The sequence below is a fragment of the Paenibacillus anaericanus genome (assembly GCF_003994475.1).
Taxonomy (GTDB): Bacteria; Bacillota; Bacilli; order Paenibacillales; family Paenibacillaceae; genus Fontibacillus; species Fontibacillus anaericanus.
In genome coordinates, this window is the sequence record NZ_RZNY01000010.1 from 59,635 (window position 1) to 86,106 (window position 26,472).

At 42.8% G+C, this 26,472-nt stretch carries 25 protein-coding genes; 13 read left to right on the forward strand and 12 right to left on the reverse strand.

Annotation, left to right across the window (positions count from 1 at the left end; all coding sequences use genetic code 11):
- Window positions 1-81 precede the first annotated feature (81 nt).
- Complete coding sequence (locus EJP82_RS13350) at window positions 82-2,220, forward strand: glycosyltransferase (RefSeq protein WP_127192566.1); 2,139 nt, start codon at window positions 82-84, stop codon at window positions 2,218-2,220.
- A 94-nt stretch (window positions 2,221-2,314) separates the two neighbouring features.
- Here the strand turns inward: EJP82_RS13350 and EJP82_RS13355 are convergent, their stop codons facing one another.
- Window positions 2,315-2,836 carry an acyltransferase gene (locus EJP82_RS13355; protein WP_127192567.1) on the reverse strand — a complete coding sequence of 174 codons (522 nt, stop codon included), beginning with the start codon at window positions 2,834-2,836 and terminating at the stop codon, window positions 2,315-2,317.
- 25 nt (window positions 2,837-2,861) lie between these two features.
- Window positions 2,862-4,349 carry a glycosyltransferase gene (locus EJP82_RS13360; RefSeq protein ID WP_127192568.1) on the reverse strand — a complete coding sequence of 496 codons (1,488 nt, stop codon included), beginning with the start codon at window positions 4,347-4,349 and terminating at the stop codon, window positions 2,862-2,864.
- A 190-nt stretch (window positions 4,350-4,539) separates the two neighbouring features.
- Between EJP82_RS13360 and rfbH the strand changes: the two genes are divergently transcribed.
- The 6 genes from rfbH to EJP82_RS13390 all read left to right on the forward strand — a co-directional run bounded on the left by rfbH (window position 4,540) and on the right by EJP82_RS13390 (window position 11,427).
- Complete coding sequence (gene rfbH, locus EJP82_RS13365; protein WP_127192569.1) at window positions 4,540-5,865, forward strand: lipopolysaccharide biosynthesis protein RfbH; 1,326 nt, start codon at window positions 4,540-4,542, stop codon at window positions 5,863-5,865.
- A complete protein-coding gene (gene rfbF / locus EJP82_RS13370) occupies window positions 5,862-6,647 on the forward strand; it encodes a glucose-1-phosphate cytidylyltransferase (RefSeq protein ID WP_127192570.1) in 786 nt (261 codons plus the stop codon). The genes rfbH and rfbF overlap by 4 nt, the downstream gene beginning before the upstream one ends.
- The gene (gene rfbG / locus EJP82_RS13375; RefSeq protein ID WP_211350110.1) at window positions 6,647-7,729 is read left to right on the forward strand and encodes a CDP-glucose 4,6-dehydratase; all 1,083 of its coding nucleotides are present in this window, start codon (window positions 6,647-6,649) and stop codon (window positions 7,727-7,729) included. Before rfbF ends, rfbG begins: the two co-directional genes overlap by 1 nt.
- 54 nt (window positions 7,730-7,783) lie before the next feature.
- Window positions 7,784-8,953 (forward strand): glycosyltransferase family 2 protein, encoded by a 1,170-nt coding sequence (locus tag EJP82_RS13380; protein ID WP_281278197.1) that lies wholly within the window; start codon window positions 7,784-7,786, stop codon window positions 8,951-8,953.
- 11 nt (window positions 8,954-8,964) lie between these two features.
- A complete protein-coding gene (locus EJP82_RS13385) occupies window positions 8,965-10,089 on the forward strand; it encodes a glycosyltransferase (protein ID WP_127192572.1) in 1,125 nt (374 codons plus the stop codon).
- 195 nt (window positions 10,090-10,284) lie between these two features.
- A complete protein-coding gene (locus EJP82_RS13390) occupies window positions 10,285-11,427 on the forward strand; it encodes a glycosyltransferase family 2 protein (RefSeq protein WP_127192573.1) in 1,143 nt (380 codons plus the stop codon).
- A 154-nt stretch (window positions 11,428-11,581) separates the two neighbouring features.
- On the opposite strand, the gene EJP82_RS13395 is transcribed toward EJP82_RS13390, so the two are convergent.
- Both EJP82_RS13395 and EJP82_RS13400 read right to left on the reverse strand, forming a co-directional pair.
- Window positions 11,582-11,944, reverse strand: a complete 363-nt coding sequence (locus EJP82_RS13395) for an alpha-helical endospore appendage domain-containing protein (RefSeq protein WP_211350104.1) — start codon at window positions 11,942-11,944, stop codon at window positions 11,582-11,584.
- 148 nt (window positions 11,945-12,092) lie between these two features.
- Window positions 12,093-12,359: an alpha-helical endospore appendage domain-containing protein gene (locus tag EJP82_RS13400; protein WP_211350105.1), complete on the reverse strand. Its 267-nt coding sequence runs from the start codon at window positions 12,357-12,359 to the stop codon at window positions 12,093-12,095.
- Between the two features lie 351 nt (window positions 12,360-12,710).
- Here EJP82_RS13400 and EJP82_RS28655 point away from each other — a divergent pair, with 351 nt between their 5' ends.
- The 4 genes from EJP82_RS28655 to EJP82_RS13420 all read left to right on the forward strand — a co-directional run bounded on the left by EJP82_RS28655 (window position 12,711) and on the right by EJP82_RS13420 (window position 16,080).
- Window positions 12,711-13,703 carry an alpha-helical endospore appendage domain-containing protein gene (locus tag EJP82_RS28655; protein ID WP_281278195.1) on the forward strand — a complete coding sequence of 331 codons (993 nt, stop codon included), beginning with the start codon at window positions 12,711-12,713 and terminating at the stop codon, window positions 13,701-13,703.
- Between the two features lie 236 nt (window positions 13,704-13,939).
- Complete coding sequence (locus EJP82_RS13410) at window positions 13,940-15,184, forward strand: glycosyltransferase (RefSeq protein ID WP_127192574.1); 1,245 nt, start codon at window positions 13,940-13,942, stop codon at window positions 15,182-15,184.
- Window positions 15,185-15,200: 16 nt separating this feature from the next.
- Entirely contained in the window at window positions 15,201-15,683 is a 483-nt protein-coding gene (locus EJP82_RS13415; RefSeq protein ID WP_127192575.1) for an alpha-helical endospore appendage domain-containing protein, read from the forward strand.
- Window positions 15,670-16,080 (forward strand): hypothetical protein, encoded by a 411-nt coding sequence (locus EJP82_RS13420; RefSeq protein ID WP_127192576.1) that lies wholly within the window; start codon window positions 15,670-15,672, stop codon window positions 16,078-16,080. Before EJP82_RS13415 ends, EJP82_RS13420 begins: the two co-directional genes overlap by 14 nt.
- Window positions 16,081-16,104: 24 nt before the next feature.
- Here the strand turns inward: EJP82_RS13420 and EJP82_RS13425 are convergent, their stop codons facing one another.
- From EJP82_RS13425 to EJP82_RS13455, 7 genes are read right to left on the reverse strand one after another with little or no spacing between them, the layout of a single operon-like run.
- Window positions 16,105-16,848: a sugar phosphate nucleotidyltransferase gene (locus EJP82_RS13425; RefSeq protein WP_127192577.1), complete on the reverse strand. Its 744-nt coding sequence runs from the start codon at window positions 16,846-16,848 to the stop codon at window positions 16,105-16,107.
- 44 nt (window positions 16,849-16,892) lie between these two features.
- Window positions 16,893-17,993, reverse strand: coding sequence for a YheC/YheD family endospore coat-associated protein (locus EJP82_RS13430; RefSeq protein WP_127192578.1), 1,101 nt, complete (start codon window positions 17,991-17,993; stop codon window positions 16,893-16,895).
- The gene (locus tag EJP82_RS13435) at window positions 17,950-18,507 is read right to left on the reverse strand and encodes a GNAT family N-acetyltransferase (RefSeq protein WP_127192579.1); all 558 of its coding nucleotides are present in this window, start codon (window positions 18,505-18,507) and stop codon (window positions 17,950-17,952) included. Before EJP82_RS13435 ends, EJP82_RS13430 begins: the two co-directional genes overlap by 44 nt.
- A gap of 23 nt (window positions 18,508-18,530) precedes the next feature.
- Window positions 18,531-19,646: a YheC/YheD family endospore coat-associated protein gene (locus EJP82_RS13440; protein WP_127192580.1), complete on the reverse strand. Its 1,116-nt coding sequence runs from the start codon at window positions 19,644-19,646 to the stop codon at window positions 18,531-18,533.
- Window positions 19,643-21,016, reverse strand: coding sequence for a YheC/YheD family endospore coat-associated protein (locus tag EJP82_RS13445; RefSeq protein ID WP_127192581.1), 1,374 nt, complete (start codon window positions 21,014-21,016; stop codon window positions 19,643-19,645). Before EJP82_RS13445 ends, EJP82_RS13440 begins: the two co-directional genes overlap by 4 nt.
- Before the next feature lie 23 nt (window positions 21,017-21,039).
- The gene (locus EJP82_RS13450) at window positions 21,040-22,155 is read right to left on the reverse strand and encodes a YheC/YheD family endospore coat-associated protein (protein WP_127192582.1); all 1,116 of its coding nucleotides are present in this window, start codon (window positions 22,153-22,155) and stop codon (window positions 21,040-21,042) included.
- The gene (locus tag EJP82_RS13455; protein ID WP_127192583.1) at window positions 22,152-23,537 is read right to left on the reverse strand and encodes a YheC/YheD family endospore coat-associated protein; all 1,386 of its coding nucleotides are present in this window, start codon (window positions 23,535-23,537) and stop codon (window positions 22,152-22,154) included. The genes EJP82_RS13450 and EJP82_RS13455 overlap by 4 nt, the downstream gene beginning before the upstream one ends.
- A 146-nt stretch (window positions 23,538-23,683) precedes the next feature.
- Here EJP82_RS13455 and EJP82_RS13460 point away from each other — a divergent pair, with 146 nt between their 5' ends.
- Both EJP82_RS13460 and EJP82_RS13465 read left to right on the forward strand, forming a co-directional pair.
- Window positions 23,684-24,040, forward strand: coding sequence for a YlbF/YmcA family competence regulator (locus EJP82_RS13460; RefSeq protein WP_127192584.1), 357 nt, complete (start codon window positions 23,684-23,686; stop codon window positions 24,038-24,040).
- 103 nt (window positions 24,041-24,143) lie between these two features.
- On the forward strand, window positions 24,144-24,437 hold the full coding sequence (locus EJP82_RS13465; protein WP_127192585.1) for a hypothetical protein: 294 nt from the start codon (window positions 24,144-24,146) through the stop codon (window positions 24,435-24,437).
- Between the two features lie 237 nt (window positions 24,438-24,674).
- On the opposite strand, the gene ilvB is transcribed toward EJP82_RS13465, so the two are convergent.
- Window positions 24,675-26,423 (reverse strand): biosynthetic-type acetolactate synthase large subunit, encoded by a 1,749-nt coding sequence (gene ilvB / locus EJP82_RS13470; RefSeq protein WP_127192586.1) that lies wholly within the window; start codon window positions 26,421-26,423, stop codon window positions 24,675-24,677.
- Window positions 26,424-26,472: the final 49 nt, after the last annotated feature.

A 26,472-nucleotide genomic window follows, 5' to 3' on the forward strand; every position in this document is an offset into this window, starting at 1 on the left:
TCTATTAAAATACAAGCAGGTTTGACACGGACAAATAATCATTGTCATATATTATTCGGAAACTCAAAAGGAGGGATCTAAATGAATGACCATGAGGTATGTTTTATTACTTGTGTGAACGATCAAGAGCAATTTTCCAAAGTAGAGGAAAGAATCCGTGCTCTCCATGTGCCGGATGGGATGAAAGTAGAAATTGTGCAGATTCATAAAGCGACCAGTATTACTTCAGGCTACAATACCGCCATGCAACAGTCTGAAGCCAAATATAAAGTGTATCTTCATCAAGATTTATATATTATGAATGATAATTTCATAGTAGATATACTTAAGCTGTTTACCTCGACGCCAAACCTTGGCATGCTTGGTGTCATCGGTGCCAAAGAATTACCTATATCCGGGATATGGTGGGAGGCTAAATCCAAGTTTGGAAAAGTATTAGAGAGTCACACCGGTGTGATGAATCTCTTAAACTTTCAGGAACCGCTTGGAGCGTACGAGAGAGTGGAAGCACTGGATGGACTCCTGCTAGTTACGCAATACGATGTACCCTGGCGAGAAGATCTTTTTGAAGGGTGGCATTTCTATGATGCATCGCAGTGCTTCGAATTTATCAAGAAAGGATACGAAGTAGGTATACCTAAACAAGCTGTACCTTGGTGCACTCACGATTGCGGGCTAGTGAACATATCTAATGGTTTCGCCGAGAATCAGCAACTTTTCAGGCAAGAATATGGTCTTGGGGGTAACTTCAATGGTCATACTTTTCATAGGCTCGGTAAATTTTGCCGTATGGATCCCACTTGTGACTTTTACGCTACAGAGGGGGTTTCTATCGGAGATGGAGTCAAACTGCAGAAAGATTGCTGGGTTATGCTACCCTATAATAATTATGACGGTGAGCCTCGAATTCGTATTGGAGACGGATGTGATATTGGGAGAAGATGCAATATATCTGCAGTGAATTTTATCTCTATCGGACGTAATGTGATTACAGCGCCAAATGTTCACATCACAGATCATAATCATGAGTACCACAACATCGATATTCCCATCATGCATCAAGGGATTACCTCATGGAGTGATAGGGTTAGTATCGGAGATGGTAGTTGGATCGGAATCAATGCTGTCATCGTGGGAAATGTTTCGATCGGCAAAGGGTGTGTAATTGCGGCGAATTCAGTTGTGGTCTCGGGTACGCAAATTCCAGACTATTGTGTCGTGGCAGGTGCTCCGGCTCAAATTGTCAAACAATACAATAAGCAGACCGGAACTTGGGTGAAGAACATTAAGGAGCAGCATGAACAGAACGAGTTGACTAAGCAGTTGACTGAGACTCCGTTAATTAGTATCTGTATTCCTACGTATAATCGAGAGAAGGATTTGGAGTATTGCCTAGAGAGTATCTTTAATCAGATTGGTAATGATTCGTCGTTTGAGATTATTGTGTCAGATAATTGCTCGACAGATAGTACGCTGCTGGTTTTGGGCAAATACAATGCTAAGTATACTAACTTTAGATTCTCTCAGAATTCTGAAAATATCGGTGCTGATGCTAACATTCACCATGTTATGACGTTGGCTAGTGGTAAGTATGTCATGCCGCATGGAGATGATGACTTCTTTCTTCCAGGCACGCTGCGTTCACTATTCGATCTGGTCAAAGGAAATGAGGATTGTGGAGTTATCTTTCTCGATGTGCTGCATTCAACAGGTGTTGTAGAACGGGGTTTCGGAATGAACGATTACTTAAATAAGGTATCTATTTATAGTACATTTATATCCGGACTGATTTTACGAAGAGAAAGTTTAGTTAAAATTGATTCATCAACACGATTTATTAAACTTTACATCAATCAGGTTTACCTTCAATTCTCAATATTGGCAATGGACCCGAACTTTTGCGTGTACCATCAAAAATTGTTTGGCAGCAATGGTAATATGAGCGGAGGCTACAATTTTGCAGAGGTTTTTATAAAAAATTACCTAGAAGTTTTAAATTATTTCGGTGATAAAGGGCTTGATCCTTCAGCGATTGCGGCAGAAAAAAGCAAAATTGTATATACCTTCTTGTTCTGGTGGTATGGACATATGTTATCTAACAAATTAGAGCAACTTCAACCGGACAAATTTGAACCCATTTTTATTGAGGCTTATCAGAATGAGCCTTATTTCCCGGATATTTATAAACAGATGTTGGAAATAAAGTCGAGTTGTATGTAGCGTCAATTATTGTAGTTGCATATTGAAATAGAAATCGGCCTGTGATTCTGTACATTTCCTAGGGGGAAGTGCAGATCACAGGCCGAATACATTATTAAGATGAGACGATTCTAGCTGGAACACCTTCAGCGATACAATGGGCAGGAATATCATGTTCCACTAAGCTATTAGTGCGAATTATACTACCACGGCCAATACGAATATTTCCCGCGATCACAACACCCTGTTCAATAACGGCACCTTCCCCAATCCATACCTGACCTTCTACTCCAGTAAGTCCCTGAGTTAGAATGGGTTTTCCGATGTCTTTGTAGGCATGATCAGTGTCAGAGATACATACATACTTGCCTATTCTCACATTTCGTTCGAGTTCAATCTTATTAATGACGGAAATAATAAGACCCTCTTCACATCGACAGAGCTCTCCGATAATGATTTTGGGTGTATGACCTATACCCTTGGCAATAATATTTATCCAATATTTATGATCAATGAAAACACTGCTGCCAATGGATATTTCCTCGGGATGGTTATACTTACCGTCCGTAGCTAGAAATGTTCCAGCACCGAAGTGGTTGAATAAACAAGATTGCTCCGGCTCTAGCGAAACTGACATTTCTTCACTCCTCTCAATAGCTTTATTATTGCTGTCTTGGCGACCAAGGTCGAATGGAGTTAATTATAGATAGTCCTTCTTCGAAGTAGGATTCGTTCTGATAAAACTCTACATAAGTCTCTTCAAACGAAGTAAGATCTGATAACGTTGTGCCAGCAACAATCGCTCGAAAACCGGGTAGTACATAATTAAATAGGCTGAACTTTTTCTCACTATTGAAGGCATCTTCACTTAATCCTTTTCCAACATAATGCTCTAGAATGGTAAGGTAGCCCCTAATAATAGCCCCTCCGTAATTGTATACCTCTGAAGCCATGCCTGCGTAAGTGAACATCGAGCAGTTCATAATACAGAGCCGAGGATTAAGCTCAAGAATTCCATATTGCAGATATAGCTGATTATAAGAGGAAGAAATAAATTTCTGGGGATCTGCGATTTGCTGGAGTTCCTCTCTCCGAAAGACAAGAGAAGTAATAAAGGTCGCATAGAATGACGTTGCAGCTAGGTAACTATTCATGCCCTCACCAATAACGATGGCGCCGTCTCCGCTTAGAACATTCACGAAAATAATGCCACAGTCCTGCTGCTGATATAAGACATGCAATAAAGGTTGGATCGTGTTATCCACGAAGAAATCGTCATCACCTTGAAGCTTGATAAACTTGCCGGATCCCAATTGCATCGCTGCAAGAATGTTGCGGTCACCACCGATGTTCTCGGTATTCCGGACGTATTTGAGATTCGGATACAGCTCACAATAACGTTTGGCTACTTTAGCAGTGGAGTCTGTAGAAGCGTTATCGGATACGATGACTTCAATAAGATCATTGTTAGGTACTTGAGAGAAAATGGAGTTTAGGCAGGCATCCAGACAATTAGCTCGATTGTAGGTAGGGATACAGATAGATAACAAGGGCTGTAGCTTTCTGGATGTGAGAATTTTATCTGCTTCCTCTTTGGTCGCAATATCTAACCATTGATTGGAAGTCGAGTCATACAACTGGACGATTGATGCAGGGCATCCTGCAACCACGCAGTAGTCAGGTACATTATCATAAACGATACTATTAGGTTTAACGACACTCCCCGTTCCGATCTTGACTTGTCCTAGGATTTTGGCATTAGTTCCGATCCAGGAGCCCTCACCAATGATGATTCCTTTCGAAGAAAAATGGACGGATTTCTCTTGAGCAGCTGCCACAGGTACATTGATCCAATCGCTGATAATGACGTTTGGAGCGATGAGAACATTCCGTTCCAATTGAACCAAATGCTTGGCCATTATCTGTAAGCCCATGTTGATATGACAGCCGTCACGAATAACAATAACCGGATTTTTCTCTTCATCTAGGTATGGAGAACCTGCGTACAAGGTGTAGGGAGCACTCATGTATATGCTATTATCAATGGCTATTCGTTCAGGAAAATGGAACTCTCCTCCGTTATGGATAGAGTTGTTGTTACCGAATCGATGGAGTTTTGCAATAAGATCCGGAGAAATGTGTGTGCTCATAGACTTCACTCTTTCTTCTTTCGTTTGTCAACCATGCAGAAGTTGGAATCAATTTATATCATTACGCAGTGTATGCAGATAAGCAGAGTAGGGTGTTCATTTCTATGATGTCTGTAGTGAACACGCAGTAACCATCATTTGAAACCCGCATAATATAGCAGTAGTTTGACAATAGGGGGTTTCTTAGCTGATGACAGTATTCGAAGCGGAAAAAAGGAAACAGATACAAGAACTGGCTGAACTTTTTTATGCGGAGAAATGGCCACTTAAAGCTTTTGCGCCCGGTGTTGATTACGTTCCGGTTAGTGGCAAGGTATTCGACAGTTCAGAGTTAATCCACTTATTGAATGCCTCTCTAGACTTCTGTTTGACTACAGATCGATATGCTCAACAATTTGAGAAGGAATTCGCTCAATTCATGGATAGACGTTGTTGCATACTAACAAATTCAGGATCGAGTGCAAACCTTTTGGCGATTTCTGCACTGACTTCCCCACAGTTAGGTGATCGGCGTTTGATGCCAGGGGATGAAGTCATTACAGTTGCCGCAGGATTTCCTACGACGGTGAATCCCATTATCCAGAATGGACTGATTCCGGTATTTGTGGATGTTGAGATACCTACCTATAATGTGGATCCAGCGATGGTGGAAGCTGCAGTTAGTGATAAGACAAAGGCTATCATTATCGCGCATACCCTAGGTAATCCATATCGTGTTGATGAGATTAAGCGTATCGCAGATAAATATAAGCTTTGGTTAATTGAGGATGCTTGTGATGCCGTAGGCAGTACCATGGGTGGGCAAATGGTAGGAACCTTCGGCGATTTGGCCACCGTCAGTTTCTATCCAGCGCATCACATCACGATGGGAGAAGGAGGTGCAGTTCTTACTTCCTCACCGAAACTCAAGAAAATAGTGGAGTCATTTCGAGATTGGGGCCGGGACTGCTGGTGTGGTCCAGGCAAAGACAATACATGTGGCAAACGCTTTGGGGTAAAACACGGGGATCTCCCACAAGGGTACGATCATAAATACACATATAGCCATATCGGATACAACCTAAAGGTAACCGATATGCAGGCAGCAATTGGAGTAGCTCAACTACAAAAGTTACCAGATTTTATTACTCGCAGGAAATCCAATTTTAAATATCTACATGAAGCACTTAAGCCATTGGATGATGTACTGATTTTACCGGAGGCTACGGAAGGTAGTGACCCAAGCTGGTTTGGGTTTCCGATTACTTTGCGGGATGAGGCTGCACTGACGCGAAATGAGTTAGTGCAGGCATTGGAAGAGAATATGATAGGTACACGGCTTTTATTTGCAGGTAACATACTTCGTCAGCCAGCCTACAAGGGAATTAACTGCCGGATTGTTGGATCATTGGACAATGCGGATCGAATCATGAATAACACTTTCTGGGTCGGGATTTATCCAGGGATTACCGAAGAAATGCTGAATTACACTGTGGATGTTCTTCACCATTTATTGAGAAGGGAGGGAACGGTGTGAAGGCTGTTATTCTGGCAGGAGGATACGGAACTCGGATCAGCGAGGAAACACAACTCAGACCCAAACCAATGATTGAGATTGGAGACCAGCCCATCTTATGGCATGTGATGAATGTATATGCCCAACATGGATATAGGGAATTTATTGTTTGTTTAGGATACAAGGGAAATGTGATTAAGGAATACTTCGCACATTATCACTTGTTTGGATCAGATGTTACGTTTGATTTTGGAAACTCCAAGAATGAAATTACGGTACACAACCATTATCACGATTCATGGAAAGTGACACTGGTGGATACAGGTAAAGAGACAATGACAGGGGGAAGAATCCGCCGTATTCGCAAGTATGTGGGGGATGAACCGTTCATGCTCACATATGGGGATGGACTTTCTGACATTAATATTGAAAAGCTAGTGGAATTCCATAAAGCACATGGGAAACTAGCAACAGTGACAGCAGTGCAGCCGATGGGCAGATTTGGAGTATTACAACTAACACCCAGAGGAGAGGTACAAGGATTCGAAGAGAAGCCGAATGGCGATGGAGGATGGGTGAGTGGTGGCTTCTTCATCCTACAACCTGAAGTTTTTGATCTGATTGATGCTGATATGACCTTATGGGAGAAGGAACCGATGTCTCGTTTGGCTGCCTCGGGTCAGCTTATGGCTTATCATCATAATGGATTTTGGCATCCGATGGATACACTCCGTGATCGGAATTACCTGGAGGATTTATGGAAATCAGGGAGGGCTCCGTGGAAGAAGAAAGGGGAGGAATGATGGTGTTCGCACCTGATTTCTGGAAAGGAAAAAAAGTGTTAGTCACAGGTCACACCGGATTTAAGGGGAGCTGGCTCTGTCTATGGCTTCAGTCTCTGGGAGCTGAGGTAACAGGGTATGCACTACCCCCAGTAGGTGATTCGAACTTATTTAGTTTATGTGGATTAGATACGAAAATGAATTCTGTCATAGGTGACATTCGTGACTACGTACTTTTAGAACGTACAGTCCGTGAGAATAATCCCGAAATCATTATTCACATGGCCGCACAACCATTGGTGAGGTACGGTTATGAGCATCCAGTTTTAACCTATGAAGTGAACGTTATTGGGACGATTAATGTGATGGAAGCCGTTAGATTGGCGGGTTCGAGTGTTCGTGCGCTACTAATCATCACTACAGACAAATGTTATGAGAATCGTGAGTGGGCATGGGGATATAGAGAGATTGACCGATTGGGTGGTCATGATCCGTATTCGAATAGCAAGGCCTGTGCCGAACTTGCTGTGGCGGCATATCGCAGTAGTTATTATCCCCCGGAGAGATACGATACTCATCAGCTCAGTTTGGCAACAGCTAGAGCTGGTAATGTGATCGGAGGAGGCGATTGGTCGCCAGATCGGATTGTTCCCGATATTATGCGAACTTTGCTCGCTAAGAAGCGACTTCGTATACGCAATCCAGAAGCCATACGTCCATGGCAGCATGTTCTTGAACCTCTACATGGGTATCTGCTACTAGCGCAGGCTATGGTAGAGCGTGGGGTTGATGTAGCTGGGGGGTGGAACTTTGGCCCAAGTGACGACAGTACCCGAAATGTGAAGTGGTTAGTGGAATCTATTATTGAAAAGTGGGGGCAAGAGGCGGATTTTGATAGTGATGAAGGCCCTCATCCTCATGAAGCTGCAATTCTGAGATTGGATAGCTCTAAGGCACAATCTCAATTAGGCTGGAAACCCAGATGGAACGTAAATCAAGCGTTGGAGCTGACTGTAGAGTGGTTTCGGGCTTATGAAGCGGGAGCAGTAATTGTTGATGAATGTAATAGGCAAATAAAGATGTACTCCGAAAGTGAAATATGAGTTGGAACATTTTGATAGATATGAGGTGATCTTATTCTTACCAGTATTGTAATTCTGACTCGCAATCAGTTACCTCTGACGAGGATGTGCTTGGAGAGCATTCGGAAGCATACCCGGGAGAACTATGAGCTAATCATCATTGATAATGGCTCAACGGACGAAACGATATCCTACCTGCGAAGTCAACCGGATTTGATCGTTCATGAGAACGGGAGTAATGCAGGTTTTGCTAAAGGTTGTAATCAGGGAGTCCAATACGCTTCGGGTGACTATATTATGTTTCTCAATAACGATACGGTTGTAACTGAGAATTGGTTAACCAATTTGTTAAGGGCTCTGAATGCGGATAACAGAATCGGGATGGTGGGCCCTGTGACGAACTATTCCAGCGGACACCAACAGATTCCTGTTTTTTATTCGGACCTTAGCGAACTAGATGCTTATGCGAAAGAGCATTGTGCTAGTCAGGATGGAATTACGGTAGAAGTTCGCCGTTTAGTAGGTTTCTGTATGCTGACTAAAAGGTCGATCCTAGATGAAGTTGGAGGATTCGACGAGCATTTTGGTCTTGGAAACTATGAGGATGATGATATGTCTCTTCGTTTGATACGGCGTGGATATGTATTAAAAGTAGTCCATGATTCATTCATTCATCACGTAGGACACGCGACGATTAATCAGCTTCCTGATGATACTTTATCCACGTTACTTCAGAGAAATTCGCAGATTGCGGCAGTGAAGTGGGGGAAGAACATCCATCAGTTGATCTATAATCCTCCGGTTTCAGTAGCTCTTTGCATGCTACTCCACAATGCGGAATCTACAATTCTTCAGTCATTAAATTCACTTACCGCCGATTTAAATGAAGTGATCATAGTAGATTTAGGTTCTACTGACAGAACTATTGATATTGCAAAGTCATTCACTTCACAAATATACAGTTTGGGCAACTATGATAACATGGCAGAGGCTGCACAATATGCACTCCAACACTGCACAAGCCAGTATGTACTTTGGTTAAACCAAGGAGAAGTCTTAACTTCGGAAGAGATCAAAATATTACGTGGAGTGAAGATATCTGTTGAAGGTTACCCATCTCTTATTCCTCTGCAATTTAACGATGGGCAGGGCAAGAAGGAGGCTGATTTACGCTACCTGATGAGTAAGGAGGCTGGATTTCAGTTTCTAAGCCCTAGTACAGAAAGTAATACAACAGAGGAATAGGGGGAGCAGTAATGATCACGATTAGCTTGTGTATGATCGTACGCAATGAAGAAGAGGTAATTGGGCGATGCTTATCTTCGATAGAGGGAATAGCAGACGAGATCATTATTGTGGATACTGGATCCACGGACCGTACTAAGGAAATAGCCTCTAAATTTACGGACCAGATCTTTGACTTTACATGGATCGACAATTTCGCTGCAGCCCGGAATTATTCATTTAGTAAAGCAACGAAGGAGTTCATTCTCTGGTTGGACTCAGATGATATCATTGATGAGAAGAGCAGAAATCAGTTTATCGAATTGAAGAATAATTTTCCCGCAGGGATTGATCGGGTTACATTACCTTATCACCTCGTGTTTGATGATGCAGGAAATGTGAAATCCACTTTACGTAGAAATCGAATTGTGCGTAGATCTTGTAATTTCCAATGGATTGGACCAGTCCATGAATACCTCGCAGTGTGGGGGCCGGTATTGGATGGTGAGGTCGCCATCAAACATATGAAGAATAAACCGTATACGGATCGTAATTTAAAGATTTACCTTGCTCGTGAACAAAGTGGGGAGGAGTTTACACCCCGTGATCTTTATTATTTCGGCAATGAACTGCGGGATCACGCTAGATACAAAGAGGCAGTAAATTATTACACCCGCTTTCTGGCGACTGAGCAAGGGTGGGTAGAGGACAATATACAGGCCTGTGTAAAGATGGCCCAATGTTTAAAGGAATTAGGCGATCCTAACGCTCAATTTGCAGCTTTATGTCGAACACTATTATACGATACTCCCCGCGCTCAACCCAGCTGCGATATTGGGGGCTTCTTCATGGAGAAGGAACGCTATGCTGAGGCTATTTACTGGTATAAGCAAGCGTATCTTAGTGATAAAGAAACGAATAACCTAGGTATGGTCAATCCTATCTTAAATACATGGTATCCACATCTGCAAATTTGTCTATGCTACGATAAACTTAAAATGCACGAATTAGCCAATGAACATAACGAGAAGGCGCTGGCCTTTCATCACGATCATCCTAGCATGATATATAATCGTAGATACTTCCGAGATGTCCTGGGAGACCGTTTTGTCAGAGGGGAAGGTACACCTCCGATCACTTCTGAATCAGGGTCTTAATTTAGCGATAATAAATTGAATGATTAGAAAAAAAATAAAGGCAAGCTGTCGTCGGGAATTCCCATACAGCTTGCCTTTCACTGTATTTTCTATATTTATAACATAGTTAAAGAGTTACAGGACTATGATTTTAATAAGGTACATCAAAGGATTAGTTTAACTAAGCCTTTGATGAAGAAAGGACAGTGAATACGCATGAAGTCACAAAAATTGTCGCTTTGCATGATTGTAAAGAATGAAGAAAAATGGCTCGCGCGGTGCCTTGAAAGTGTTAAGGATGTTGTAGACGAGATCATTATTGTCGATACAGGCTCAAGCGATCAAACAAGGGAGATCGCCCTAAGTATGGGAGCTATGCTCTATGATTACGAATGGAACGATCATTTCGCTGACGCTCGAAATTATGGTTTGGAGCGGGTCTCGGGGGATTGGGTGTTGTGGCTCGATGCGGATGAAGAAGTGGATGAAGCAGGAAAGGACTATCTTCGAAATGTATTACTAACAAATGAGTGTTACTTAGGCAGAGTACAAATTGTCAATTACTATGGCTCGACTCCTCATGATTACAACCGATCTCATCTTATGGCACAGTATAGGGTGTTTCGCAATGATCAGCATCTCCGTTTTCGAGGCGCTATTCACGAGCAGTTAAATATCGAGGGATTAAAAATAACTGCAGATTCGGTTACGGTGCTTCCAGTTATCGTACACCATTTCGGTTATTTAGATGAAACAGTTCAGGATAAGGGGAAGATGGATCGTAATTTGCGTCTTCTGGAGAAGGAGAGGGGGCGCAAAGACTATGATCCGTGGGTGGATTATCATCTTGCGAGCGAATTGTATCGCGGGGGTAAACTTGCCGATTCGTTCGAAAATGTAAATCTATCGATTCGCCGGTTTATTGAGACAGGTAAGAAACCACCATCTCTACTTTATAATTTGAAATATACGATTTTAATAGGTCTCGGTAGCTTCGAGGGAGCGTGGCCGGGAATTGATTTGGCTATTCAGTTATATCCCGATTATGTGGATCTGCATTTATATAAGGGGATCATCTTGGTGCGTTTGAGACAATATGATAAGGCTCTTGAGGCTCTTAATCAATGTCTAAGGATAAAAGAAGTTAACATATCCCACTTAACAATGGTTGGTGCAGGTAGTTTCTATGCTTGGTATTATATCGGATACTGCTATCAAGAATTAGGAGATTTAGTACGGGCAGAGGAGGCTTATCGAATGACACTGGAGCTATCACCTAATCATCTCGACGCGCAGGAAGCATTACGGGGTATGGGAGTTGCTGAATTTACTACAAGAGTGCAAGAGGAGAATAAGTAATTAACTTATGTAAAATGAATGATTCTCACAACGCAACAAGAACATTGCCAGTGACCTCCAATGTCATCTGGTTATGTTCTTGTTGTTATGTTTATTGATGTAATAAAATGAAGCCGGGCTTAAGGGGGGCGTGTATTTTAAGATATTCTAAGTATTAACGGTATGGGGCGTACGTAGTGGGTGTAGGTCCCTCTGGAGGACATGGATGATTTGTAATTGGAGGAATTCTGGAATTTAGAATGGTTTCTAGCTTCATTTGTAGCAGCATCTCTTTACGAATAACTTCACTCAAAGTGGCACGTACATCTTTATCAACTCTCAGTATATCTTCGATCGAGCTGTGTGGTGTCAGACCTGGAAGCGTCCCCACTACATATTGAATCTTCTCTGCTTCTGCATTAATGATATGACTCAGGCCAATTTCTTCTAACGCAATGGATATCAAAAGTAAGTTAATCGCATCAGCTGTTGTGACTGTGATCGTGGGTGTTATGTTTGGAACATTGGGTAATGACATTAGCTACTCGCTCCCTTTTTACTAAGTAATATTTTTGTGTTGTGGGTATTAATTTAAAGTGAACGTTTGTGTATTTAACCAAATTTGATAGTGAATCTTTAATCATCCTTATACAATCAAGAGGCATCACCCCCCAAATAACGAATGGCTATTCATCGCAATATTCTTCTAAATTGTCGTAATCCTCATTTATACACTCTTCTGACTCAGTATCATCGTAATGCTCGTCAATGAGCTGAATGACCCGATCTAATTTGTTCAGACCTAACCATTGTTCCATAGTTACCTCTTCCATAAATTTAGAAACTGCATTATTGAATTGAATGAACTCTTTAGTTTTGACGCAAAGAGACCGTTCGGCGTATTTCACAAAAGCCTGCATTTTTTCCGCTTCTGCATTTAAGATATGTGACATAGCTAATTCATTCATGGCGATAGAACTGAGAAGGAGAGATATAGTTTCTTTTTTGGTTACTGTAATGAGTGGAGTTATATTGGGAATAGATGGCTGCGACAGGACAATCCCGCCTTTCTGTTCGTTTTATCCGAAGAAATAATTCATCACGTGCTTTACCTATCGATATCTAAGTATATAGTTGGTAAGGCATGTCTTATTACTCTCATCTATTTTTTTGCGTAGCGCAAGATGAAAGGGTGCAGTAAGCCATTGCACTTCCCGAAAGTTTACATACACTACAATAGAAACTTTTATCAGTTTCATACTTACATCCAAGAAAATGTGAATAAAAGTGAGGGGAAGTGTTGTATGTCGCAAGCCAATATACCTAATATTACTCCTGCTATTTCGTTAACACGTGATGAAGTCGTCAATTTAATATTATCTTCCATCGCTATGCAAGAGCTGGGATTAAGTCACATTATTAATGCGGAAGCGGAGAAAATTCAGTATGCGCTAGGAACGTTACCTGGGGGGGGACTTACACCTCCACCCACGATTGAGGAAATTACCGCACTTAACTGTAATGTGAGGGAAACGCTTAGTGAGGTAATGAAGACAGAGTTTATTCTTCAGAATAAGATGGATTCGTTAAAATCGTTTACGCATTCCTATAATGGAGTTACTGGTGGCACGGGACCTGCTGGAGCAACAGGACCCGCTGGACCAACCGGACCAAGTGGCGGGCTTCCAGGACCAACGGGTCCACAAGGACCAGCCGGTCCAACGGGAATAGGGGGCGGAGCAACGGGAGCGACTGGACCCTCGGGACCAATGGGGCCACAAGGACCAGTAGGACCGACAGGAGCAAGTGGTGGAACTCCGGGTCCCACTGGGGCACAAGGACCAACCGGTCCACAAGGTCCAACTGGATCGGGGGGTGGAGGTGGACAAAACTATTGTAATCTTGTCATTGATACACAATGTGTCCCATCTCTAGGAATAGTAAAGCTTCATCAAGCGCTAGCGAACGATATATCGGGTGTTTCATTTAATGGAATTGACATGGTTACTATTACGAGGGCTGGACTGTATTATATCGACTGGGTCGTCACATTGTCTCCATGTCAAATGGTTCCGTCCTTATTCTCACTGCTTATTAATAATTCCCCATACAGTGGTATAGCGCTATATGAGAATTCCGGGGTAATGACCTCAAGTCGAATTGGGTTACTGCTGGTTGGAGATACGATTAGCCTATCTAACCGTTCAGATTCGCAGCGGGGTTTGCAAAGTGCTTACGCCGCTAATACAGCAGGCCATTTATCGATAGTAAGGATAGCCGATGGTGGAGTTGTATAACGACATAGAGGTTTGGTAAGAGGGATTCGCAGATTACAGACTATTGAGATTGTATTCGATAGTCTATTTTTTATAAATTTGAAGATTTACCTTCCTTTATATCGAGAAATAAGTTTAATGTATGACTAGATATTTGTGAGTACTTTCGGAGTTATGGGAATGCCAAGTATGAATTTAGCATATGCATGATACAAATTGTATTGTGTACTTTGGGTTCCCATTGAGGAGTGAGCGTGATGAAGCGATTATCGCTATGCATCGTAACTACAGGTGAAGACAAGAAGCTCGAACGCTGTCTTAGTAGTGCACATACATTGGTTGACGAGATTATTATCGTGAACATGGAGCCTACTGAACGCGCTCGAAAAATAGGTGCATCATTTGGCGCAAAAGTGTTTGATTTCTATAAAAGCGGAAGTTATTCCGATGCTGGAAATTATGCTTTGGAGCAAGCTACAGGGGATTGGATTCTGTGGATGCATGGAGATGAGCAACTAGATCATTCTGATCGAACTAGGCTGCGGGACCTCCTATACATGGAACAATATGATCTTATATTTTTACATGTACTGCAATATGGAACAACTAACCATGGGCGCTTACGGATTTTTGATATAGCCTGCCCAAGGTTATTTCGGAATGGAATCAAATTTCAAATCTTCAGTAAATTCCAAGAGATGCTGAATTATTCGGAACTTACGTCTGAACCGGGGGAGGAAGAGCGAGTAGGCATCTATCCTCTGAAAATTCATGATTATAGACAAAAGTCAGTTCATACAAAGAATAAATCAAATGCTCTCCGTGAATTGGATCAGTTGGGGCGGCAGATTGGGCAAACGGAGGAGAATAATCATTGGTATGCCTATCATTTGGCATGCGAGTATTATCGTCTTCAAGTATACCGTCCCGGATTTAAATATCTAAATAACGTGATCAAGCATTATCTTGATGCGAAGGAGCTTCCTCCATCAATTATTTATAAATTGAAATATTCAGTTGTTTTGGATGAGGTAAGCACTGAAGAGGTTGATCGTGGCTTACAGTTAGCATTAAGAATGCATCCTGATTATGTAGATTTCCAGTTCTATTCTGGAGTAATTCATTTCAGAAAAAAATTGTACGCAGAGGGACTTCATTATTTCGAACGGTGTATGGAACTCGGTGAGAAAGCCGTAGGAAGCTACCTAGTGCGTAAAGGAGTGGGCAGTTACCAAGCGGCTTATTACAAGGGTTTATCTCTAGAGAAGATGGGAAATATCGAGGAAGCTACGGAGTCATACATTGAGTCGCTAGCTATGAATAATTCCTTTAAACCCCCGTTGGAAGCACTAAAGAGACTTATGGGATTTGATTTTAATTTTGAAAAATTGACCAATCGTTTGAAAGGGGACCATGTTATCAACTTGACCGATCTCAGGGCTATGTTGGATGTCGATCAGAAGGTTCACATCCAGATAAAAAAACAAGTACACAGTACTTGATAGGGAGTTGAGATTCATGATTAAACGGGGACCAAGGTTCTCTGTTACGTCAAAACAGAGTGATGATTCATTTGAGTCTAGCGACGAAGATATTCTTAAAGCGATAGCACAAGAAGAACTGGAAATATCCAATGAGGAAAAAAGAGAGAATATGCCTAACGATCAAGAACAACCGTTTCATTTTGAATTTCTAGCTGACAAGATAGTTTCGGATAACAAACGTACAGGAAGAGACGTCTTTCATGATATTCTTGCTTCTGTCGCTATGGAGCAAGTTTCTATATCCTATCTGATTCAAGCTGAGGCATATAAGATCAAAGCGTTTACCGGGGTTGCCGGAGATTTCCCGACGATGCCTACGAACCAAAATATTAATGATTTTCAAAATTCGATTGCCCGTGTTTTGGAAGCACTAGTAGAGAAACAAAAACTTCTTATGAGATTGGTTGAAGTCAGCAAACGTATTCTTGATGAGGGGGAAGGACATGGAGACTTATGAGAAATGGAATCCATTCCAAAAACCGAAGAGTCTGGGGCTTCAAAATTCAGTAGTAGAGACCATTCAGAGTATTGAGGAACTGGAAATGGCATGCACGCGATTATCCTCGTATATACATCGGATAGTAGCTCAGTTGCTACAGGAATCTAGTGAAATGCTCAACACTACAGGGCAAGGTATCAATAAGCATCGTGTAACTGGGGTTGATGAGTTTGTGCAACCAGTTAAGAATATTTCGGTAGAGAAAGATGATCATTTAATGGAGTTTAGTACGCACATGCCTGAAAACTTTATCCCAGTCCTTCAACCACTTAGAACAAGAAAACTTAGTAAAGAAAAAATTAGAACTAGCATGCCATTTATCCAAACTTCACCTAATCTTAGACTAAATAAATAATGGCTATTGCAATTAACTTTTATTTTAGTATTTAAGTTTTCCGAATTCTTCACCATATTGGAGTTGCTGTGCTAATTCGTTCGCTCTGTACAATGAAGAATGAGTTCCTGCATCAGTCCACCATCCTTGTAAGATATCAAAAGTTAATTCATTTCTTTGAATGTACGCATTGTTAACATCTGTAATCTCAAGTTCTCCCCTTCTTGATGGATTTAACGTTTTAATGATATTAAAAACTTTATTATCGTACATATAGATTCCTGTTACAGCGTAATTAGATTTAGGTTGTAAGGGTTTCTCTTCTATAGAGATGATTTTTGTATCTTCAAGCTCTGGAACACCGTATCTCTGTGGATCGGGTACGGCTTGAATTAAAATTTTCGCTCCTTTTTGTTGCGCTTTGAAATGTGCAGTATAAGTAACGATACTATCGGTAAATACATTATCCCCTAAAATAACGACCATCTGGTCATCCCCTACAAATTGCTCAGCTAATCCAAGAGCCTGTGCAATACCCCCGGCATCATCTTGGACTTTATAGGTGAAGGTAACGCCCATTTCTAGACCGCTACCAAGAAGGTTGACTACATCCCCCATATGATCCTTACCCGTAATAATAAGTATTTCTATAATATTGGCTTGTTTTAGTTTATGAACAGCGTGCAGAATCATTGGATATTTACCTACTGGCAAAAGATGCTTATTGGTCACTTTCGTTAACGGATAAAGTCTTGAACCTGTACCACCTGCTAGAATAATTCCTTTCATGTATAGTTCTCCTTTAATGTAGGGTATTATTGTGACCGCCACCCTTAAGGGGTGGCGGTTTGTTTATACATCCACATCGCATATTCAAGTGGTTTAATAATCGCTTGTCGATATGCCTCCGTATCGCCAGACCTTAGGAATACTTCGCGTGCCGGTTTGGGGTTAACCTCTAACAAGTACACTCGACCGGTTTTGTCGATGGCTAGATCCAAAGCGAGTTCACAGAGTGCTCCATATGATTCCTCAAGATAAGCCGCAATATCGAGGCTGAGTCTTTCGGCTGTCCGACGAATTTCGAGGCGTTTTTCCTCATTTGGTGTCCACTGTTTGAGTAGCGTATTCATTGTTACTGCATGACCGCCACCATGTAAATTAGAAGTGACGCTGCGAGCGGGACCTACTCGGCCCGCACAGCCAGTAACCTCCCATTTGCCGCTTCCGTTCTTCTGCACAAGCATACGATAGTCATGAACCCTACCACCCGGAAGTTTAATCTGAATACCTTGCTGGACAAGGAAATTTTTACTTCCCCGCCAGCTAAGTAAATACGAACTTAGACGCGATGTATTGAACTTTTGAGCTGTAATGATTTGCCGGGTTTGTTTCCTACCTTGAACTAAATAACTGTCTTTCCCAAGTCTATCGACTCGAAGAATACCTCTTCCACCAGTTCCATTAATGGGTTTGATGTAGACAGAGGAATGATTCTTCAGGGTAGAGGTCACATTGTTGAAACTTGAAAATAGAGTTGTATCTGGTAAATATGTGCGGAATTTCGGTTTCCGATGGAGTGTTTGATGAACGGTCCACTTGTCTCGTAGAGGACGATTGAGGAAGGTCATGTGTCTATATCGGGCACGGAATCTCTTCAATTGTTCGAATCGCTTACTCCGCTGGATTCGGCAGCGATCAAAGATGAGGTCAGGGAAACTTCGCCACTTACGTGACCAAGTTTTAGACTTTGGATCATAGATAAGTGCGTGAATCAACCGTTTGCTATCGTTAACATCCATTGGTGTGAATACAAAAATGTCTAAACCTATTTTTTGACCTTCTATAATCATTCGTGAATAAATATGCCGTTCTTCAAGTTGTTTCTTATCATTTAGATATAGAGTCAATATGCCCAGGACGGGTTGTGACAACAGGATCACCTTCTTTGAACGTTGTTGGCGACACGACCTTTTGTATAGGGGAAAGGTCGGATATATCTTCTAATAGCAGTAGGGGCCTGCCGCCCTGGCCCTTGATCAGCCCCCGTGCACTTAGTCCTGCGCGAAAACACATTTGGAGACTGGATATATTATTCAAGGAAACCAGGCATGACAGTCGTCCAAGGGCAGAAATTTGGTTCATCAGAAGCTTCGAACCTATTCCTGTTCCGCGATACAGGGGGTGGACGATAACTAGGTTAATCCCGCAACCGTAAGAAGTCATACAGGATGCTCCAGCAATTCTTTCGCCATCCTCGGATGTGATAACCGCCAGCAGAAGTGAGGTTCCCGGTGTTGTCAAATCTTTGGGTGATAATTTCCGGAGATAGCGAGAGGCCTCCTCACTAACGACTTTATTACCAAATCTGGTGATGAAGGCTAAAAACTCACTATGCTGCCGCTCCCAAGAGCCTTCTTTATTGGCCATCAAGGATCTGATTTCCATGATTTTGCTCCTCCATTGTTATCCTAATCTTTAGATTGCTGGGATAGATAATGGCTATAGTGAAAAATGCGTTCCAGCGATTTTTTGCGAATATGAGGTTCATCAAATTTCATGGGTTTGGCATTAGCCTCGAAGAACCACATTTTTCCGTTGGTGTCTATGCCTAGATCCATGGACATCTCGCCTAGATTGTAACCCGCTCCTTTTTCAAGCTGTTTGGCTATGAGCAGGGAGTTCGACTTGAGTCGATTTAGTAGAATCGTCGTCATTTCCTGACCAAACACAGGGATTAATAACTTCTCCGGATCCTCTACACTTCCCCCTTGCGGTACATGTGTAGTAATTCGCTTGAGTCCTGCGAGACGTGCTCCTACCCCAGTTACCATCCATACACCTTTACCTGTTTTTTGCACTAGTACACGTAGATCGAAGTGGCGGTTGCGAAACGTTGCTAGCGAGATTCCTTCCTGCATGATGTAGGGTGTCTTTCCGGTTTCTTTTCTAATCCGTTTCCATAGAGAGGAGAGCACGGCAGTCTTATAAACGATATTTTTCTTTCTTTGCCCTTGAATAGTTAGTCGGTAAGGCATAGGACTGCTAGCGTCGAACTGAAGTAGCATGATTCCTTTACCCGCCTTACCGCTTTCAGGTTTCAGATAAAGACTTTGATATGTTCTTAGCATGGTGGATAGTGACTTGGAAGCAAGCATTCTTTTGGTGTCGGGAACTAACGCTTTTGTCGAGTTTCCCTTTTTAAGCCAGTCAAACAGCCGCCATTTATTGAAGAAGAAAGGATTATAGATATGAATCGAGCTATGATGGAGACATTCATCAATTTTTTGTAGTGCCGCCTTTTTTCGCTCGTCTTCACGAAGTGGTATCCGGTTATATATAACGTCAGGGAGAGGGCACCATTCTTTGTGCCATGCTTTTTCCTCTGGGCTGAACAAATATCCTTGAATTCGTGAGGCAGAAAGCTTTAAATCCTTGGTAGTTACAACGTAGACGGGAAAATTAAGATCCCGTCCTGTTTTCATAATATCCCGGAAGTTAGCGCGATTTCCTTTAAACTGCTTCCACTCATCTTCAACTGTCAGCACGGCAAGGACTGGCTTTCTATCGTCTAAAGGATGGCTCACGAACCTTCCCTCCTCCGAAATTTACTTAGATATAGGCAATGTTCCAGAATATGTTCTACGGACGCTTTTCCTTCCGAACGTAGGGAAGGGTGCTTGAAGATGGAACGCCCAGGTTTAGCGTTAGCTTCGAACATCCAGATTTTCTCTTCCTTATCGATCCCGATATCGAAGCCAAGCTCCCCGATTAGATGCTGTTGCTGAGATTCAATAGCCTCAGCCAATGAGATGGCAGCAGATTTGGCATGCCGTAGAACTTCTTCTCCACGTGCGCCAAATGCCCGACTGAGTGCTTGTTCTGGTGTTAATAACGAGCCCCCATTTTTAAGGTGAGTAGTCACACTACCTTTACCTGACTTTTTGGCTCCAATACCGACGACAACCCACTGGTTTTTACCGTTCTTATGCATATGGAATCGGAAGTCAATCGGACAGCCGTCGATTTCAATAAGTCTAATTCCTTGCTGAGCGACATATCCTCGGAGAGCACTTCCGTGTCGTGCTTGCAGCGTGCGCATCAGACTACCGAAGGAACTGAATCTGAGTAATGCATTTTTGCTGCCTTTACGGTAACGAGCATAGTACCCGCTTTTGGCTATATAGGATAAACGGTATATACCATGGCCAAGACTACCATTATTTGGCTTGTAGTAAATGAGAGAGTGGCTGTGTAGTAATTCTTTGATTTGTTCTGGAGTGGGGTTCATTATGGATTCAGGTACATGCCGACTTGCTACCGGGTCTCTGTCAAGCAAACGGTAAATATCTGCTTTATTGAAGAAACTCCAGTTGAAAAATGGTATTTTCCGACGAATGAATCGTTCACGGAGTTGATTGATAGGAGTGGTAGTCTCCGCACGACGACTGGGCAGTCGATTGTATACAACATCTGGAAGTGGTACAGTCTTCCGGATGAAACGCCCAGCCTCATTCAAGAAATATCCATGAACCGTTTCATTTTCCCAATGGATATTTTTTGGAGTGAAAGCGAAAATATAGGACTTTTTACTGCCGTATCTCAGAAGTTGTTTGATAAATCCAGTTCTTGAACCAAACGGATTCGTCGCAGAAGTAATTGGACCGTCCGATAAAATACCAATGAGTGGGCCAATTTGGACTTCACCATCTTGACTACGGAGATGTATACCGCCTGCATTAGGAATTTTCATTTTCTTATGCACGCCGGAGGTAAGATATAGATGATTTCCCGTTTTCTTAATGGGTTTGAGGGTGGCGGGAAAGAGTTCACCGCCCAATCTGAGACGAACCGACTTTTTCCCCGACAGTTTCAGGTCTTTCATTAAGGCCCCAGACACGTAGACGACCCTTTGGGGCTGCCCAGTGAGATGGACGTTGCAAAAAGTCAAACTCATGAATTTTTCCTCCTATAATTTTGCTACTCCCTAGGTTTACTTAGCAGCAAATAGCGGGCGTAATGAATCGGATTCTCGATCGACTTTCTTGCACTTTTCATATCACCAATCTGTAAGAAAGAGGACCGTCCGGGTTTGGAGTTAACTTCCAAAATCCAGACTTTTCCTTCTCTGTCGACACCGAAATCAATACCGAGTTCTGCAAGGCGACCGAAGTGGGATTCAAGGTAACCAGGGATCCATTGTGACAACTTAGTGAGTAGTATAATTAGTTCATTACTTACGGATTTCCCTTGCTCTCGTATAAGAAAAGGTAGTGCTTCATGGGCAGTACCTCCACCATGGAGATTGGAAGTCAAAGAATTCCTCCGTCCTGCCCGAACTGCCATTCCTGTTAAACTCCATACTCCCTTTTGATTTTTTTGCATTAATACTCTGATATCAAAGGGTTCTTCCTGTGAACTATTCAGTTTCAGATACTGCTGGAGTAGAAAATTTTTATTCTGGGTGAACTTATCAATCCATTCATAACCATCTGCTCTACAGGGGAAAATTCTACGGAATACAGTGTTAGTACCGCTTCGCCCTCTAATTAAGAGTCCTTCCCCCGCACTTGAGACTTTGACATGCAGTGTCCGTTTGCCGTGTGTTCCATTTTGAGGCTTTAGGAATGCTTCTCCTCCATGGGAAGAAAGCCAATCAGACAATTGGGTTGCCCCTTCATACTTTGCAGTTTCAGGTAAATAGGGGGCGATATCATTTGATTTGGATAGTGCCTGATGTACAGCCCACTTTCCAGCCAGTCCCCGAGTTAAATAGACAAATGGTCGTTTCTCAGATAATAGGAATAAACATCGTTGCTTGCGTCGTTGTTGTCTACTGTCTCGTGAGAAGAAGCGGTCATAAATAATATCTGGAGAAGGGAACCACTTTTTGGTCCATTCCCCTTTTTCGTAGGTATAACCTGGTAACCCTATTCTTCCTGCATGGACCCACGTTGGACAGAAGACATAGATAGTCATGTTTTGTCTTCTGCCGATAATACAAAGCTTGCGACAAAAATCTGGTTCAGTGAAGGGGAGAGAACCATGACTCTCAGCGACCAAAATACCGATCGTGCCTTGGATTAGACTGTTCATCGCTTGGTTCCTCCATAAAAGCCGGACAAATAACGAGAGTAATCAATTACTTGTTTAACCGAAGGACGAATTTTACTCCCACCCATGGGGGTGTTATCGTTCTTGGATGGCTTGGAATTGACCTCTAGTAGCCAGATTCTTCCTGTCGTATCTACAGCCAAATCGATTCCGAGTTCACCAAAATGGGCTGGAATCTGTGCATCAACGCCGATTGCAATATCGAGCGCAGCTTTTCGCAGGCGCGTGCCGATCTTAGTCTTAATGCCCCCCGGTAGAGAACTGTGAGCGATCGCATCCTTAACGGTACTTAGCGATCCACCCCTAGCCAAATTGGACACAAAGTGCTGACTTCCAGCAGTTCGGGCGACAATGGAGGTGATGTCCCATTTCCCAGCTAGGTTCTTCTGGACGAGTGCGCGGAAGTCGACGGGACGACGTTCTGTATCGATCAGAAGGAGGCCTTGTTGAATCTGATAACGGGTTGTTTTCATTTTCTCAGCTAAGGAGGAGAAGAGCTTGGTGAGACTAGGATAGGTTTGACGCCGTGTCCCTCCTACTTGTGCAGTTAATGTCTGGTAGCCTCCGCCTTCCAGTCTAGAAATTCGAATGATTCCTTTTCCGAGACTACCTCTAATCGGCTTAAGGAAGATGATGGGGTGCTTGGCGCACATCGCTTTCAACATGGCATAATTACGGAATAAATGGGATTCGGGCATGTACCTTGCTAGTGAAGGATCATGATCAAGCGCGTCAAATACTTCTGTCTTGTCTAGAAATTTTTCGTTGAAAATATGGCTCCCATAGCGAGATTTTACTTCTTTAATAAAATGCTGTACGCTAGGTTTGTTCTCTAACTTGCGAGAAGTAAGACGATTGTAGAATACATCTGCAGCCGGCATTGTAGTCTGCTTCCAGCCGTCGCCATAAACCCAGCCTGACACGATACTGGAGTTTGTATTGATTTGCCCAGTAGTGAAGAAGTAAACAAAAGCGCCTTGCCGCTGACATGCATTTACAAGCTCCTTGCAGAACATGGTGATTTGACCAAATGGTCTTTCCGGTGTGTCCGGATAATCCTTGCTAATGAGTACACCAATCAGTGGCCCAAATTGGATTGTGGATGAATGTGGACGGTAAATTAGCCTTAGCGACGATCGCGGCAGGATGCCCATTTTTCGTGCAATTCCTTGGCTGATACGAACTGCATCAACTTTTGATATTGGAATCACTTTGATTTTGTGCCGAAATGAGCCAAATGATATTTGCAGTGGATGATGAATGGGGATTTTCCACTGTTTGATGAGATTCTCCCCGAGCACGAGACAGTCGTCTTCCAGCAATCCCGGACTCATGATCTGTACCGTTATTTTTTTGGAGGACATGAAGCGGATCTCCTTCCAAGCTTAGGCTTGATGTTTTGGCGGCCAACTGGATACTCTGCGTAAGTGCATGTAATGCATCATATGAGGACGTATAATCCTTGGTGATTAACCTATTTTTGTATTTAAATATTAAGGAGGAAGAAAAGATGAACATTTATGATAAAGCGCATGAACTAGCACAATCTTTGAAAGACAGCCCAGAGGTAGCTGAAATTAATGCAGCTATGAAATTAATCGATATGGAGCCTGAGAGCAGAAAGATGCTCGATGACTTCCGCATTAAGCAGAACGAGGTACAACAGCGGATGATGACGGGTGAGATGCCTTCTCCTGAAGAGATGGAGAAGATGGAAAAATTGTTTGAAGTTTTAAGTCAGAACTTAAGTATTCGCCGTCTGTTTGATGCTGAACGTCGCTTAAGCGTAATTATTCAGGACGTGAATAAGATTATTACGGATAGTCTAGTACACCTGTACGGTTCGGATTCCCAGTTGGAACAGTAGTTTGTATATGCCGTAGCTCGATTTCTTGTAACTTGTCTCATATTCTTCTGATTGTCTTCATAGAATAGAGATATAGATTCAAGAAACAAAGGAGCTGCGACTTATGAACACGTTGAAGAAGAAAAGTAAATTTAAACATGCATTGTACTTGATTCTGGCTTTGGCTATGCTGGTGTATGCGCTACCTCTTATCTCATTCCAGCCCGGAGCGGGTTGGATATCTCTATTTGGCGCGGTTTGGGCTGGTTTTGCCTTTCTGGTGATCGGTGCTCATCTGCATTTCATATTGGGAGTGAATGAGGATAAACAACGGGCGCTAGACGCGATTCGCCTTGAGAAGTATAAAGAGTGGCAAGAGAAGTGGCTGAAGGAAGGCAAACGGGGTCAAAGTTTATGAGAACGGAATGGAGTTGTCGAAAGAATAGTTCAAACTATTGAAGAAGACACTCACTATTGTAAAAAAAGAGAACGCTACACCAAAGAGCAGGTCAAGGTATCCTTGACCTGCTCTTTGGTGTTTACGGTCTATTGCGTTTAATGGGTAGATTACATTCCCCGGCCGTCTTCCATAATTTCTCTTCAACGGTCCGTTCGCGGAGCGTCCACTCGAAGAGCAAGATATCTTTCGGGCTGACTACTTCTGTTCGTCGATGATCATCTTATCGTTGCTCTCACCAGGAGGGACTATAGGATAAACATTTTGTTCTTCCTTCACTATAAATTCCATCAGGACCGGACCTGGAATTTCCAAGGCTTTCTTTATGATAGATTCGGCTTCCGACAAGGTTTGTGCTCGCAATCCAGCTACTCCATAAGCCTTAGCAAAGGTCACAAAATCCGGAGAAGATATCTGAACAGAAGAATAACGACGTTCGTAGAACAACTGTTGCCACTGCCTTACCATCCCAAGATATCCGTTATTCAGAATAGCAATTTTGATAGGTAGACCGTAGTCAACCGCAGTCATCATTTCCTGCAAATTCATCTGAAAACTACCGTCACCAGTAACACAGATGATAGGCCTAGAGCCATCAGCCACAGCCGCGCCAATTGCAGCCGGAAAGCCATATCCCATTGTGCCGAGTCCTCCTGAAGTCAGAAAGGAACGTGGGCGGGAGAATCGATAATGATGGGCCGTCCAGATCTGGTGCTGACCTACATCTGTCGCTACGATAGCATCGCCCGCAGTATATTTGTTCAGCAATTGGATGACCTCTTGAGGGTTCAGGATTCCAGGCTCGGCGGTGTAATGTGGGACCTTCTTCTGCCATTTTGCAGTTTCAACGGACCATGGAGTTGTGGAAGACTGGACTGATAGGGGATTCAGCCTATGTAGTATATCTCCGATATCTCCTTGGATGGCGAGATCAACGGGGATATTTTTATTCAACTCTGCATTGTCGATATCGATATGAATCTTCCAGGAGCCAGGTGAGAAGGATTTAACCTTACCAGATAGACGATCATTAAACCTTGCGCCAAGGCATAATAAAAGATCTGCGTGATGAACAGCACGATTTGCTGCATAGGTGCCATGCATGCCTAACATTCCGAGATATAGGGGGTGGTTGGTTGGAAATGCCCCGATACCCATCAAAGTGCTGACGACCGGAATTTGCGCGCTTTCTGCCAAAGTAAGTAGTTCTTCTGCTGCACCCGATAGGGCGATACCACCACCGGCAATGATAACTGGACGTTCAGCAGAGATTATTGATTCCTTGATACTCTGAATGATTTCATCCGAAATCTTTAGAACTTCAGAATACCCTCTAATGGATACTTCACTTTCAGGAGCAAGACTCGACTTGGCGTTCATGATGTTCTTAGGTAGATCGATCAACACGGGACCGGGTCTCCCTGTAGACGCAATATGAAACGCCTCTTTAATAATCCTGGGTAGGTCTTTGAGATCCATAACAACATAGTTATGCTTCGTTATATCCATCGTCATACCAAAGATGTTCACTTCTTGGAAGCTGTCCCGTCCGATCAGGTCGGTGGATACTTGGCCGGTCAAAATGATAAGTGGTACGGAATCCATGAACGCATTGGCGATTCCGGTAATTGCATTCGTCGCCCCTGGTCCAGAAGTTACTAATGTAACCCCTGGTCGTCCGCTTACTCTAGCGTAACCGTCTGCTGCATGAACAGCAGCTTGCTCATGGCGGGTCAAGATATGTTGAATTTCTTTACAATCATATAGTGCATCATAAATCGGAATGACCGCTCCACCTGGATATCCAAATATGGTATCCACCTTCTCTGCCAGCAAACATTGGATGAGTAACTCTGCACCCGTAATCGTTGTCTGCGCGGATGTTAGGTCTGTACTGCGGCTTACACTCAGGTTTGTTGTCTGACTTTTACTTTGAAGTGTACTCATACTTTTGTCCCCCTGCTCATTATTTTGACTATTATAAACTGATTAAAAA

Bases quoted from the DNA above. Each gene is read 5' to 3' on its own strand.
- EJP82_RS13435 (WP_127192579.1), bottom strand. From the start codon at position 18,507: ATGGAAATCAGATCCTTGATGGCCAATAAAGAAGGCTCTTGGGAGCGG.
- EJP82_RS13350 (WP_127192566.1), top strand. From the start codon at position 82: ATGAATGACCATGAGGTATGTTTTATTACTTGTGTGAACGATCAAGAG.
- EJP82_RS13355 (WP_127192567.1), bottom strand. From the start codon at position 2,836: ATGTCAGTTTCGCTAGAGCCGGAGCAATCTTGTTTATTCAACCACTTC.
- EJP82_RS13415 (WP_127192575.1), top strand. From the start codon at position 15,201: ATGATTAAACGGGGACCAAGGTTCTCTGTTACGTCAAAACAGAGTGAT.
- EJP82_RS13395 (WP_211350104.1), bottom strand. From the start codon at position 11,944: ATGTCATTACCCAATGTTCCAAACATAACACCCACGATCACAGTCACA.
- EJP82_RS13360 (WP_127192568.1), bottom strand. From the start codon at position 4,349: ATGAGCACACACATTTCTCCGGATCTTATTGCAAAACTCCATCGATTC.
- EJP82_RS28655 (WP_281278195.1), top strand. From the start codon at position 12,711: ATGTCGCAAGCCAATATACCTAATATTACTCCTGCTATTTCGTTAACA.
- EJP82_RS13400 (WP_211350105.1), bottom strand. From the start codon at position 12,359: ATGTCACATATCTTAAATGCAGAAGCGGAAAAAATGCAGGCTTTTGTG.
- ilvB (WP_127192586.1), bottom strand. From the start codon at position 26,423: ATGAGTACACTTCAAAGTAAAAGTCAGACAACAAACCTGAGTGTAAGC.
- EJP82_RS13455 (WP_127192583.1), bottom strand. From the start codon at position 23,537: ATGTCCTCCAAAAAAATAACGGTACAGATCATGAGTCCGGGATTGCTG.
- EJP82_RS13390 (WP_127192573.1), top strand. From the start codon at position 10,285: ATGAAGTCACAAAAATTGTCGCTTTGCATGATTGTAAAGAATGAAGAA.
- EJP82_RS13445 (WP_127192581.1), bottom strand. From the start codon at position 21,016: ATGAGTTTGACTTTTTGCAACGTCCATCTCACTGGGCAGCCCCAAAGG.
- rfbH (WP_127192569.1), top strand. From the start codon at position 4,540: ATGACAGTATTCGAAGCGGAAAAAAGGAAACAGATACAAGAACTGGCT.
- EJP82_RS13425 (WP_127192577.1), bottom strand. From the start codon at position 16,848: ATGAAAGGAATTATTCTAGCAGGTGGTACAGGTTCAAGACTTTATCCG.
- EJP82_RS13410 (WP_127192574.1), top strand. From the start codon at position 13,940: ATGAAGCGATTATCGCTATGCATCGTAACTACAGGTGAAGACAAGAAG.
- EJP82_RS13460 (WP_127192584.1), top strand. From the start codon at position 23,684: ATGAACATTTATGATAAAGCGCATGAACTAGCACAATCTTTGAAAGAC.
- rfbG (WP_211350110.1), top strand. From the start codon at position 6,647: ATGGTGTTCGCACCTGATTTCTGGAAAGGAAAAAAAGTGTTAGTCACA.
- EJP82_RS13420 (WP_127192576.1), top strand. From the start codon at position 15,670: ATGGAGACTTATGAGAAATGGAATCCATTCCAAAAACCGAAGAGTCTG.
- EJP82_RS13465 (WP_127192585.1), top strand. From the start codon at position 24,144: ATGAACACGTTGAAGAAGAAAAGTAAATTTAAACATGCATTGTACTTG.
- EJP82_RS13450 (WP_127192582.1), bottom strand. From the start codon at position 22,155: ATGAACAGTCTAATCCAAGGCACGATCGGTATTTTGGTCGCTGAGAGT.
- EJP82_RS13385 (WP_127192572.1), top strand. From the start codon at position 8,965: ATGATCACGATTAGCTTGTGTATGATCGTACGCAATGAAGAAGAGGTA.